At 72.9% G+C, this 10,355-nt stretch carries 13 protein-coding genes, 1 tRNA gene and 1 other RNA gene; 5 read left to right on the top strand and 10 right to left on the bottom strand.

What is annotated here, in order from left to right; all coding sequences use genetic code 11:
- The 3 genes from EAD98_RS11105 to EAD98_RS11095 all read right to left on the bottom strand — a co-directional run.
- Positions 1–674 (bottom strand): lytic polysaccharide monooxygenase (locus EAD98_RS11105; protein ID WP_121653969.1); only part of this gene is annotated, 674 nt, incomplete at its 3' end.
- 75 nt (positions 675–749) lie between these two features.
- Complete coding sequence (locus tag EAD98_RS11100) at positions 750–1,091, bottom strand: VOC family protein (RefSeq protein ID WP_121653968.1); 342 nt, start codon at positions 1,089–1,091, stop codon at positions 750–752.
- A 115-nt stretch (positions 1,092–1,206) separates the two neighbouring features.
- Positions 1,207–1,677 (bottom strand): ArsI/CadI family heavy metal resistance metalloenzyme, encoded by a 471-nt coding sequence (locus EAD98_RS11095; protein WP_121653967.1) that lies wholly within the window; start codon positions 1,675–1,677, stop codon positions 1,207–1,209.
- A gap of 109 nt (positions 1,678–1,786) precedes the next feature.
- Here EAD98_RS11095 and EAD98_RS11090 point away from each other — a divergent pair, with 109 nt between their 5' ends.
- Genes EAD98_RS11090 through EAD98_RS11080 form a run of 3 tightly spaced genes read left to right on the top strand, consistent with a single transcriptional unit; the run spans position 1,787 to position 3,296 of the window.
- Positions 1,787–2,158, top strand: a complete 372-nt coding sequence (locus tag EAD98_RS11090; RefSeq protein ID WP_121653966.1) for a metalloregulator ArsR/SmtB family transcription factor — start codon at positions 1,787–1,789, stop codon at positions 2,156–2,158.
- Positions 2,155–2,892 carry an MIP/aquaporin family protein gene (locus tag EAD98_RS11085; protein ID WP_121653965.1) on the top strand — a complete coding sequence of 246 codons (738 nt, stop codon included), beginning with the start codon at positions 2,155–2,157 and terminating at the stop codon, positions 2,890–2,892. Before EAD98_RS11090 ends, EAD98_RS11085 begins: the two co-directional genes overlap by 4 nt.
- Positions 2,889–3,296 carry an arsenate reductase ArsC gene (locus tag EAD98_RS11080; protein ID WP_121653964.1) on the top strand — a complete coding sequence of 136 codons (408 nt, stop codon included), beginning with the start codon at positions 2,889–2,891 and terminating at the stop codon, positions 3,294–3,296. Before EAD98_RS11085 ends, EAD98_RS11080 begins: the two co-directional genes overlap by 4 nt.
- 96 nt (positions 3,297–3,392) lie before the next feature.
- On the opposite strand, the gene EAD98_RS11075 is transcribed toward EAD98_RS11080, so the two are convergent.
- Positions 3,393–3,465: transfer RNA gene (locus EAD98_RS11075), tRNA-Ala, on the bottom strand.
- A gap of 88 nt (positions 3,466–3,553) precedes the next feature.
- On the bottom strand, positions 3,554–4,144 hold the full coding sequence (locus EAD98_RS11070; protein ID WP_121653963.1) for a YqgE/AlgH family protein: 591 nt from the start codon (positions 4,142–4,144) through the stop codon (positions 3,554–3,556).
- A gap of 173 nt (positions 4,145–4,317) precedes the next feature.
- On the opposite strand from EAD98_RS11070, the gene EAD98_RS11065 reads away from it, so the two are divergent.
- The gene (locus tag EAD98_RS11065; RefSeq protein WP_121653962.1) at positions 4,318–5,118 is read left to right on the top strand and encodes an S-methyl-5'-thioadenosine phosphorylase; all 801 of its coding nucleotides are present in this window, start codon (positions 4,318–4,320) and stop codon (positions 5,116–5,118) included.
- Between the two features lie 141 nt (positions 5,119–5,259).
- A complete protein-coding gene (mdlC, locus tag EAD98_RS11060; RefSeq protein WP_199723368.1) occupies positions 5,260–6,855 on the top strand; it encodes a benzoylformate decarboxylase in 1,596 nt (531 codons plus the stop codon).
- Between the two features lie 38 nt (positions 6,856–6,893).
- Here the strand turns inward: mdlC and EAD98_RS11055 are convergent, their stop codons facing one another.
- The 5 genes from EAD98_RS11055 to smpB form a co-directional block, all read right to left on the bottom strand.
- Positions 6,894–7,847: a hypothetical protein gene (locus EAD98_RS11055; protein WP_121653960.1), complete on the bottom strand. Its 954-nt coding sequence runs from the start codon at positions 7,845–7,847 to the stop codon at positions 6,894–6,896.
- A 52-nt stretch (positions 7,848–7,899) separates the two neighbouring features.
- The gene (locus EAD98_RS11050; protein ID WP_233578099.1) at positions 7,900–8,415 is read right to left on the bottom strand and encodes a hypothetical protein; all 516 of its coding nucleotides are present in this window, start codon (positions 8,413–8,415) and stop codon (positions 7,900–7,902) included.
- 134 nt (positions 8,416–8,549) lie between these two features.
- Positions 8,550–9,248 (bottom strand): hypothetical protein, encoded by a 699-nt coding sequence (locus EAD98_RS11045; RefSeq protein WP_121653959.1) that lies wholly within the window; start codon positions 9,246–9,248, stop codon positions 8,550–8,552.
- Between the two features lie 130 nt (positions 9,249–9,378).
- Positions 9,379–9,754, bottom strand: a transfer-messenger RNA (tmRNA) gene (gene ssrA / locus EAD98_RS11040).
- 105 nt (positions 9,755–9,859) lie between these two features.
- Positions 9,860–10,339: an SsrA-binding protein SmpB gene (gene smpB, locus EAD98_RS11035; RefSeq protein ID WP_121653974.1), complete on the bottom strand. Its 480-nt coding sequence runs from the start codon at positions 10,337–10,339 to the stop codon at positions 9,860–9,862.
- Positions 10,340–10,355: the final 16 nt, after the last annotated feature.

The following is a 10,355-nucleotide window of genomic DNA, read 5'->3' as shown; positions in this document are numbered from 1 at the left end:
GAACTCCAACACCCCGGACACCTACTACTCCTGCTCCGACGTGGTGTTCCGCGCGCCGCGCGGAACACCACGTCGGAGCAGGAGTAGTAGGTGTCCGGGGTGTTGGAGTTCTGCCAGATCGTGTAGATCAGGTGCCGGCCGTTCCGGCTCGCCGGCAACCGGCCCGGCAGCTGGTACGCCCCGGCCCGCACCGGCGGGTCGGTCACCGTGAGGAACGGGCGCGACTCCAGATCGGCCCAGGTCAGCGGCGCCCGCGGGTCGTAGCCGGGCCGGGTGACGTAGAGGCGGAAGGTGCCCCGGTGCTCGATGGTGGTCCGGTATCGGAAGGTGAACCGGGCGCCGGCGGTCAGTTCGGTGCTCGGCCAGTCGGTCCGGGGCAGATCCAGCCCCCGGTACGCGGACAGCCCGCCGCTGCACAGCTCACCGTCCGGGATCTTCTCCCGGTCCCGGCCGTTGATCGCGGCGACCCGGACGTTGTCCCACTCGCGGACCGCCGCGCCCGCCTCGACCGCCGCCCGGCAGGCGTTGGTGGACGCGTACCGGCCCTCGGGTCCGCAGGCCGCGGCGCGGCTGATCGGGCTGGTCGGGGCGCCGTGGCCGGCGGCGGGCGCGGCGCTGACCGGCACGGTCGCGATGGCGACCAGCACGGCGGCGAGCGTTCGGCGCACGGTCATGGTGTGACCTCCCGCCCAGTGGTACGGGCGCGGGGCGGCAAAGGTTCGACGTCGGGGCCCTCGGGAATCGCGGCCTCAGGCCGGCCCGCCGCCAAAGCCGATCTCGTTGCCGTCCGGATCGCGGAAGATCGCCTTACGCACGCCGTTGTCGTAGGTCTCGCGCTCGGTCGGCTCCAGGCCACGCTCGGCGATCTGGGCGAGTCGGGCGTCGAAGTCGTCGACGAAGACGGTGTGCAGGGCGTGCCCGGCATGCTCGGGCCGCACCTCGATGAAGACGTACCGGTGCTCGGCGAGCTCCCACACCGCCTCGATGTCGTTCGGCAGGAACGACGGCGGGGCTCCGAGGAGCTGCTCGTACCAGGCCGCCGCGGTGGCGTAGTCGCGGACGGGAACGCCCGCGAACAGATCTACGGTCATGAGGCCATGCTAGGGGCCTCGGCCCCCTGCCCCCCGCACTGCGAGCGCCGGGCGGGGGTCGGCCAACCCCTGCCCGGCGCCGCGCAACGCGTCCGCCCGGGTACGGCCCGGTCCGTCAGCAGCAACGCGAGCCGGCTCCGCTGCTTGCCGGCTCCTTCGCCGCCTCGGCGTCGGCCGGTTCGCCGCAGCGGCACTCCTCGGTCGCTTTGGCGAGGGTGTCGGCGTCGGCCTTGACGGTGTAGACCTCCCAGGGCTCGTTGCCGGGGCCGCGTACCCAGACCTTGTCCTGGAGGGCGTAGCAGCACTCGGTGTCGTTCTCCTCCAGCGTGATGAGGCCGGAGTCGGTGAGGCGCTTGGTGGCGGCGGTGACCTCGTCGGTGTTGAACACCTCCACGCCCAGGTGGTCCATGACGGTGGGCTGGTCGGCCTCACCCTCGATGAGCACGAGCTTCAGCGGCGGGTTCTCGACGGCGAAGTTCGCGTACCCGGGGCGGCGCTTGGCCGGGTCGACGCCGAACAGCTTCGAGTAGAAGGCGACGGAGCCTTCAAGGTCGGAGACGCGCAGAGCGAGCTGGACACGGGACATGTCGATACCTCCTGCTAGGGGACGGGTCAACGGAAGCACCCGCTGTCTAGATGGTTTTCGAAGCAGCCCCAGCGTTGCACCCTGTTTTGATATCTGTCAAGCTAGACGCATGTCGAAACAAAGTCTGCCGGTCGCGGACCTTCAAGCGGTGGCCTGCTGCGCCCCCTTGGCGGTCCGCCCGATGGAGGCCGAGCAGGCGGCGGTGGTCGCACCGATGTTCAAGGCCCTCGGCGACCCGGTCCGGCTGCGGTTGATGTCGATGATCGCCTCGGTGCCCGAGATGTGCGTGTGCGACCTGACCCCGGCGTTCGACCTGTCCGGGCCGACCATCTCCCACCACCTCAAGGTGCTGAGGGAAGCCGGCCTGGTCGACTCCGAGCGTCGGGGCACGTGGGTGTGGTACAGGGTCAAGCCCGAGGCGTTCCGCCAGCTCGGCGCGCTACTCGACCTGCCCGCCACGACCGCCCCCACCACGGCGTGAGCCGCACTCTCGCCCGGCGCGCCTCGGCCGAGTTCGCTGGCACCGCGCTGCTGGTCGCCGCCGTGGTCGGATCGGGGATCGCCGCGGCTCGGCTCTCCCCCACCGACGTCGGGCTTCAACTGCTGGAGAACGCGATCGCCACCGCGTTCGCGCTGGGCGCGCTGATCCTGACGTTCGGGCCGGTGTCCGGCGCGCACTTCAACCCCGTCGTGTCCGCTGTCGACTGGTGGCTCGGCCGCCGCGCCGGCACCGGCCTGACCGGCTCCGACCTCGCCGCCTACACCGCCGCACAGGTCACTGGAGCAATCGCCGGGTCCGTGCTGGCTAATCTCATGTTCGACCTGCCCGCCGTCGCCTGGTCACAGACAGGCCGCACGGGCGGGAACCTGTGGCTCGCCGAGATCGTCGCCACCGCCGGCCTGGTCGTGCTGGTCTTCGCCCTCGCCCGTAGCGGCCGGACCGCCGTCGCGCCTGCCGCGGTGGGCGCCTACATCGGCGCGGCCTACTGGTTCACCTCGTCCACCTCGTTCGCCAACCCCGCCGTCACCGTCGGCCGCGCCTTCACCGACACCTTCGCCGGCATCGCCCCGACCTCGGTGCCCGGCTTCGTGGCCGCCCAGCTCGTCGGGGGCCTGGTCGCCGTCGCCGCGCTCGCCGCCTGGTACCCCGACGCCGGACGCGCCGCTGACGCTGTCCTCGTACCCCACCGCACCCAGGAGACCACAACACGATGAGCGACAAGCCCAGTGTCCTGTTCGTCTGCGTCCACAACGCGGGCCGCTCACAGATGGCCGCCGGCTGGCTGCGCCACCTGGCCGGCGACACCGTCGAAGTCCGCTCCGCCGGCAGCGAACCCGCTGATCAGATCAACCCGGTCGCCGCCCAGGCCATGCGCGAGGTCGGCATCGACATCACCGACCAGACCCCGGTACGACTCACCTGGGACACCGCCGAAGCCAGCGACGTCATCGTCACCATGGGCTGCGGCGACACCTGCCCCGTCTTCCCCGGCAAACGCTACGAGGACTGGAAGCTCACCGACCCCGCCGGACAACCCATCGACGTCGTCCGCCAGGTTCGCGACGACATCCAGGCCCGGGTCGACGCCCTCCTCGCCGAACTACAACGTGAGCGATGACCTCTGACGCCGGTCGGCAGTTCACCAACTACGTTCCGTTGTCCGAAACGAAGCAGGGCGTCCGTCATGTCTGACGAACGCCCTGCTCGACAAGGGTGGAGCCGAGGGGACTCGAACCCCTGACCCCCACACTGCCAGTGTGGTGCGCTACCAGCTGCGCCACGGCCCCTTGCTGTCGTCCCGGTCGCCCGGGCACTGGGAAACTATACACAGACCGGCCGGCATGGTCATGTCGCGGGGTCCCCCGCCGAGCCGGGTCAGTTGAGCGCCACGTCCGGCGGGAAATGGGCGACGGCGGCCATCATCCCGCCCTGCCGGCGCAGCACCATCGGCCACAGGTCGTCCGGCCGGTCGACGAAGGCGTCACCGGGCAGCGCGTCGAGCAGGAACCAGGAGCCGTCGGCGATCTCCTGCTCCAGCTGGCCGCTCCCCCAGCCGGAGTAGCCGGCGAAGACCCGGATGCTGCCGATGCTCTCCCGCAGCCGCTCCGGGTCGACCGAGAGGTCGATCGTGCCGACCGCCCCGGAGACCTGGTGGAAGCCCTTGACCCGGCGCAGCGGGTGGCGCATGCGCGCCAGGCAGATGGCCGAGTCGGGCTGCACCGGGCCGCCCTCGAAGAGCACCGCCGGGTGGCGGGCCAGGTCGTTCCAGTCGCCGAGCACGTCGGCGACCGGCACCTCGGTGGCCCGGTTCAGCACCACGCCGAGCGCGCCGCCCGGCTCATGGGCGACCAGCAGCACCACCGTACGGTCGAAGTTCGGGTCCTTGAGGGCCGGAGTCGCGACCAGCAGTCGCCCGGTCATCGACTCCATCGCCCGTCCGCCGATCGCCTGGCCCTCTCCCTGCATCCCACACACCCGTCAACCGTGAACCCGCGCCGGGGATCCGTCACCCATCGGATCCGCACGGTGCAGCGGGACCATCCGTGCTGTCAACGCCATGCCTGGCACCATAGCCTGCGTCCCGGGTGCTGGCTAAGGTCTGACCGGCGGGTGATCGGACAGTTGAGACGGAGGGTCCATTGGCACCGACGGCGGACCTCGCGGTGATCGGCGGATCGGGCCTGTACGCCCTCCTCGACGGCACGACTCGAGAGCTGGACACCCCGTACGGGCCACCGTCGGACGCGGTGACCATCGCCGAGGTCGCCGGGCGGCGGGTCGCGTTCCTGCCCCGGCACGGCCGGGACCACCGCTATCCGCCGCACCTGATCCCCTACCGGGCGAACCTCTGGGCGCTGCGCTCCCTGGGCGTACGCCAGGTGCTCGCCCCGTGCGCGGTCGGTGGGCTCCGCCCGGAGTTGGGCCCGGGCACGTTCGTGGTGCCGGACCAGCTGATCGACCGGACCAGCGGCCGGGCGCAGACCTACTACGACCGGGGCGCGGTGCACGTGCCGTTCGCCGACCCGTACTGCCCGCGCGGCCGGCGGGCGCTGCTCACCGCCGCCGCCCGCCGGGACGTGACCGCCGTGGACGGCGGGACGGTGGTGGTGGTCGAGGGCCCCCGGTTCTCCACCCGGGCCGAGTCGCGCTGGTTCGCCTCGATCGGCGGCATGGTGGTCAACATGACCGGCCATCCGGAGGCGGTGCTCGCCCGGGAACTCGCCCTCTGCTACTCGTCGATCGCGTTGATCACCGACCTGGACGCCGGCTTGCGGGCCGGCGAGTCGGTGACCCAGGACGAGGTGTTCCGGGTCTTCGCGGCGAACACCGACCGGCTGCGGGGCGTGCTGCTGGACGCGCTGGCCGGGCTGCCCGCCGCGCAGGACTGCGCCTGCGGCCGGGCGTTGGACGGCATCTCCCTGCCCTTCCCGCTGCCCTGAGCCGGCGCGGGTGCTGCCCGCCGAGGTGCGGCCGGTCACGACGCCCGGGAAACGCCCGAAAGGTCCGTCGCATCCCGATAGATTCGGTTGATCGGGAGGGCGGCGCGGTCGTCCCTGCGCGTGACACGGAGGCAGGTGGCGATGGCAACGGTCCGGGACGCGACGTACGACGTGCTCCGCACCCTCGGCATGACCACCATCTTCGGCAACCCCGGCTCCACCGAGGAGCCGTTCCTACGGGACTTTCCGGCCGACTTCCACTACGTCCACGCGCTGCACGAGGCGACGGCGGTCGCGATGGCCGACGGCTACGCCCAGGCCACCGGCGCACCCGCCCACGTCAACCTGCACACCGCCCCCGGCACCGGCAACGGCATGGGCAACATGGTCACCGCCTGGCACAACAAGACCCCGCTGATCGTCACCGCCGGCCAGCAGACCCGCGAGATGCTGCTGCTCGAACCCCGGCTCACCAGCCGCCGGGCCGCCGAACTCCCCCAGCCGTACGTGAAGTGGGGCTACGAGCCGGTCCGGGCGCCGGACATCCCGGCGGCGCTGCTGCGCGCGTACGCGACGGCGGTGCAGCCGCCGGCCGGGCCGGTGTTCCTCTCCCTGCCGATGGACGACTGGGACCAACCGGCCGACTCCCCGCCCGCGCCGCGTACGGTGGCCACCCGGTTCGCACCGGACCCGCAGCGACTGGACGAGTTCGCCCGAGCCCTGGCCGGCAGCCGCGACCCCGTCCTGGTGTTCGGGCCCGGAGTGGACCGGTCCGGAAGTTGGTCGACCGCGGTGGCGCTGGCCGAGCGGCTGGCCGCGCCGGTCTGGTCGTCCCCCGCGCCGGAACGGGGCGTGTTCCCGGAGGACCACCCGCAGTTCCGCGGCGTGCTGCCGTTCGCCATCGGGCCCCTGGCCGAGGCGCTGCGGGGACACGACACCGTGCTGGTGGTCGGCGCTCCGGTGTTCCGCTACTACCCGTACGTGCCGGGCGACCACCTGCCGGACGGCACCCGACTGCTGCACGTCACGGACGACCCGGACGAGGCCGCCCGCGCCCCGGTCGGGGACAGCCTGCTCGGCGATCCCGGGCTGGCCCTGGCCGCGCTGCTCGACCTGGTGCCGCCGACCGACCGGCCGCCACCGGCGCCCCGGCCCGCCCCGGCGCCGCCGGAGGTCACCGCGCCGCTGAGCGCCGACGCCCTGTTCGCCGCGCTGGCCGCGCACTGGCCGGCGGACGGGGTGCTGGTCCAGGAGTCACCGTCCAACCTGTCCGCCCTGCGCCGCCGCCTGCGGATCTCCCGCCCGGCGTCGTACTTCACGATGGCCAGCGGCGGTCTCGGCTACGGCCTGCCGGCCGCCGTCGGGGTGGCGCTTGCCGAGCGGGACACCGGGCGTGGCCGACCGGTGGTGGCGGTGGTCGGCGACGGCTCGTTCCACTACTCGGTGCAGGCGCTGTGGACCGCCGCCCGGCTGTCCCTGCCGGTGGTGGTGGTCGTTCCGGTCAACCAGCAGTACGCGATCCTCAAGGCGTTCGCCGAACTGAAGGAGACGCCCGGGGTGCCCGGACTGGACCTGCCGGGGCTGGATGTCACCGCGATCGCGGCCGGCTACGGCTGCGCCACCGAGGTGGTGGAGACACCCGACCAGCTCGGCTCGGCGCTCGCCGCCGGTCTGCGCGCCGGCCGACCCACCGTGCTGCCGGTGCCGATCAGCACCGACGTGCCCAGCATCCTCTGAAGGGCCGAGCATCCTCTGACCGGGCGCTCCCCGGTCGGTCAGCGCGGAGCGACCGACAGCGGGGCGCCGGTGGAGACGTCCAGCACCGGCCGTGCGCCCAGCGGCGCGCCCAGGGTGAGGGTGACCGGCTCCAGCTTGAGCACGTCGGGGCAGACGCCGGTGGACCGGGTGACGCCGCCGCCGACCACCACGACGTCCGGCCGTTCCTGGACGAGCGGAGTGATCCCGGTGTCGCAGGCGCCCACACCGAGCCGGACGGTCAGCCGCGCGCCGTCGACGGCCGTCAGGTCCTGAGCGGACACCAGGCCGTCCGGCAGCGGCCGCGCGGGCGCGGTGCGCTCGGGAGCCGGAACGATCGCCGTCGGCGCGACGGCGAGCCGGGCCACCGCAGTGGCCAGCTCCTCGACGGTGAACAGCCAGGCCGGGACCTGCGCCTCGCCTCGGCTGGTGCGTACCGGCACGGTGCCGAGCGTGACGCCGGTGACGGTCAGCGGAAGGCAGGCGGTCTCCGGTGCGCTGCTGACCCAGCCGTCCGGCCCGGGTTCGACGCTGGGGCCGGGGGTCGGCAGTCCGGTCCGCTTCGGCCGCCCGGGGCAGGGCAGCGGGTCACCCTGGTCGAGCTGCCGGTACGCCTCCGCCGCGCTGACCAACGGCACCTTCAGCCGGCCGTCCGGGAAGCGGATTTCCCCGCCGACCCGGGTGGGCGGGATGGGCACCTGCTCCCGGTACCAGCCGGCCCGGAAGGCGGCCTCCGTGTCGGGGGTGAAGCGCGGGTCGCCGGTCAGCACGGTCGGCCCCTGCAACGGGACGTACCCGGTGCTCCACTCGGGACCGGGACGCCACGCCTCGGCGACCTCGGTGGCCCGCTGCTCGAACGCCTCCCACCGGTGCGCCGGGGCGGTGGGCCCGTCGGCCAGGTCGCTGCCCGTCGGGGCGCAGCCGACCGCGAGCACCAGCAGGGGCAGACCGAGGACCAGAAGCGATCGACGCATGCCGGTTCGACGTGTCCACCGACGCCCCGGTTCCCGCCCGGGGCGGGCCCGCTCAGGTCTCGCCGCCCAGATCCATCTGGTACGCCTGCCAGAGCAGATCCGCGCCGCGCCGCCGATGCCGCGCCAGCGTCCGCAGCAGGTACGCGGCCCGGTGGCGCAGCTCGTCCGGGCTGGCCTCGGACTGCTCGGCGACCCGCTGCACGGCCAGGAGCGCCCCGCCGATCGCGGTGTGCTCCCGGGTCAGCAGCCGGACCCCGTGGTAGAGCCGGGGCGCATGGGTGAGCAGTTCCCGATAGAGCCCGGCGGGACCCTCGGTGACCTGGACGTGCTCGGTGAAGCTCTGCCCGACGGGGCGTAGCCGCAGCAGCACGCGTTCGCGCCAGCGCGCCTCGGTCGGCGCTGCGGCGACCGCCCGGGCGAGCGCGTGCAGGTCACCGGCGAGCCCCGCCGGGTGCGGGTCACCGGGCGGCGCGGCGCACTGACGCTCATCGGGGAGGCTGGCCGGATGCGGTGGCCCGGCGAACGGCCGGGCGACAACTGACGACTGCTGAACCGGACCGGTGACCATGGGCACCTCCCGCGCTTGCGCTGCTACCGCATACCGCGATGGTGAACCCGCCCGTCCGCCCCTGTCCAGGGCCCCTGGCCGCCTCTTTCGCCCCACCTGCCGCACAGGTCCCGCCCGCCCCACCGGTACGCCGATCAGCCGTCCAGTGGGTGCTCCGCGAGGCGACGCAGCGCGCGGGCGGCCGCATGTGCGCCGCTGTCACGGCCGTCGGTGGGGCGACCGGTAGTGATCGCGTCGGCCAGCGCCCGCAGCTCGGACGGGGGCAGGCTGGGCAGCCCCATCCCGAACAGGGGAACGGTGACCCGCCGTCCACTGTCGTGGTCGGTGGCGACGATCGCCGAGGCCCGGCGTCCCCGCGCCCACGGGTCGTCGTCGTCGTCCCCCGCCTCGCCGAACGCCGCCGTCGTCCCAGCGTCGATCCGGGCGGTGGCGAGGTCGACGGTGCGGCTGCCGAACGCGCCGCACACCCGCACCCGACTGCCGTCCAGCCAGGCGGCCGTCCGCAGCACCCGCAGCACCAGGTAGACGCCGAGCAGGGCGAACGGCAGCCCGCAGAGCCCGAGGAGCCGGCCGGAACCGCCCTGGTCCCAGCCGCCACCGCCGCCGGAGTCCCGCAGCGCGGGCGGCAGCATTCCGGGCGGCAGGTCGCGGGCCTCCTCATAGGAGGCGAACCCGTCGCCCGGGCCGGTCAGCTGGCGCAGCAGCCCGTCCGCGACCAGGGGCAGCACCACGAACGCGGCGCTGACCGCGACGACGAACACGCCGGCCAGCACCGAGACGGTGCGCTGGCCGGGTGACGCGCCGACCGACAGACGCAGTTGCTCGCTCCGCACAGTCGGCAGCGTAGGCGAACCGTGCCGCGGCCGCGTCCCGGCACCCGTCGGGGTGCCCGCACGGCAGCCGTGCGACCCCGGATACGACGATGCGCCCCGGCCGGTGGGCCGGGGCGCATCGCTTTCGAGGTGGTGGAGGTGCCGGGAATCGAACCCGGGTCCTTCGCCGGTTTGTCAGGGCTTCTCCGAGCGCAGCTCGCTGTGCCTCTACTCGGCCCCACCGCTCACGCGAGCAAGTTGGTGTGACGGGCCCAGTCGCTGATTAATCTCGCCGCACGGACCCCGCGACCGGGTCCGATTGGCCAGCCTTCTAGCTGATGCCGGCTACTGGGACGAAGGCGTTCCCAGGCCGACAGACTTAGCTACTCGCCTCAGGCGGCGAGAGCGAAGTCAGCGCGATTGTTCTTGGCGCTTATAAGTTTCCGACGACCGATTCTCGAGACGACGTCGGCTTCCTCGGCTCGCTTCCCCTGTCGCTGCGTACGAAGTCGAAACCAGTCACCCCCTCGACGGGCCGCCGATGTTGGCGGCACTGACAAGCCTAACGCCTGCCGCAACGGGTTTCATCCCGAGCCCCGGGCCGGCGCGCCGACCCGGACAAACGGGACGAACTAGTCGTCCATTCCCTTGCCGCGCCGGCCGCTGACCCGGGCGATCTCCCGGTCCGCGTCCCGCTTGGCGAGGTCCTGGCGCTTGTCGTACGCCTTCTTGCCCTTGGCCAGGGCGATCTCCACCTTGGCCCAGCCGTCGGAGAAGTAGACCTGGAGCGGGACGATCGTCAGACCACCCTCGCGGGTCTTGCCGACGAGCTTGTCGATCTCTCCACGGTTGAGCAACAGCTTGCGGGTACGCCGGGGCTCATGGTTGGTCCAGGTGCCCTGCGTGTACTCCGGGATGTGCATCGCGTGCAGGTACAACTCGCCGTCGCGCTCCTGGGCGAACGCGTCCACCAGCGACGCCCGCCCGGCCCGTAGCGACTTGACCTCGGTGCCGGTCAACGCCATGCCCGCCTCGTACGTGTCGAGGATCGAGTAGTCGTGGCGTGCCTTCTTGTTGGAGGCGACCACCTTGCGCCCCTTTTCCCGTGGCATCGGCGCCACCCCCTCT

The sequence above is a fragment of the Micromonospora sp. CV4 genome, assembly GCF_003667455.1.
Taxonomy (GTDB): domain Bacteria; phylum Actinomycetota; class Actinomycetes; order Mycobacteriales; family Micromonosporaceae; genus Micromonospora.
This window is presented reverse-complemented; position numbering and strand designations above follow the sequence as displayed.

Coding starts and splice junctions, on each gene's coding strand:
- EAD98_RS11050 (WP_233578099.1), bottom strand. CDS start 8,415: ATGGTCACCGGTCCGGTTCAGCAGTCGTCAGTTGTCGCCCGGCCGTTC.
- EAD98_RS11095 (WP_121653967.1), bottom strand. CDS start 1,677: ATGTCCCGTGTCCAGCTCGCTCTGCGCGTCTCCGACCTTGAAGGCTCC.
- mdlC (WP_199723368.1), top strand. CDS start 5,260: ATGGCAACGGTCCGGGACGCGACGTACGACGTGCTCCGCACCCTCGGC.
- smpB (WP_121653974.1), bottom strand. CDS start 10,339: ATGCCACGGGAAAAGGGGCGCAAGGTGGTCGCCTCCAACAAGAAGGCA.
- EAD98_RS11090 (WP_121653966.1), top strand. CDS start 1,787: ATGTCGAAACAAAGTCTGCCGGTCGCGGACCTTCAAGCGGTGGCCTGC.
- EAD98_RS11055 (WP_121653960.1), bottom strand. CDS start 7,847: ATGCGTCGATCGCTTCTGGTCCTCGGTCTGCCCCTGCTGGTGCTCGCG.
- EAD98_RS11080 (WP_121653964.1), top strand. CDS start 2,889: ATGAGCGACAAGCCCAGTGTCCTGTTCGTCTGCGTCCACAACGCGGGC.
- EAD98_RS11100 (WP_121653968.1), bottom strand. CDS start 1,091: ATGACCGTAGATCTGTTCGCGGGCGTTCCCGTCCGCGACTACGCCACC.
- EAD98_RS11070 (WP_121653963.1), bottom strand. CDS start 4,144: ATGCAGGGAGAGGGCCAGGCGATCGGCGGACGGGCGATGGAGTCGATG.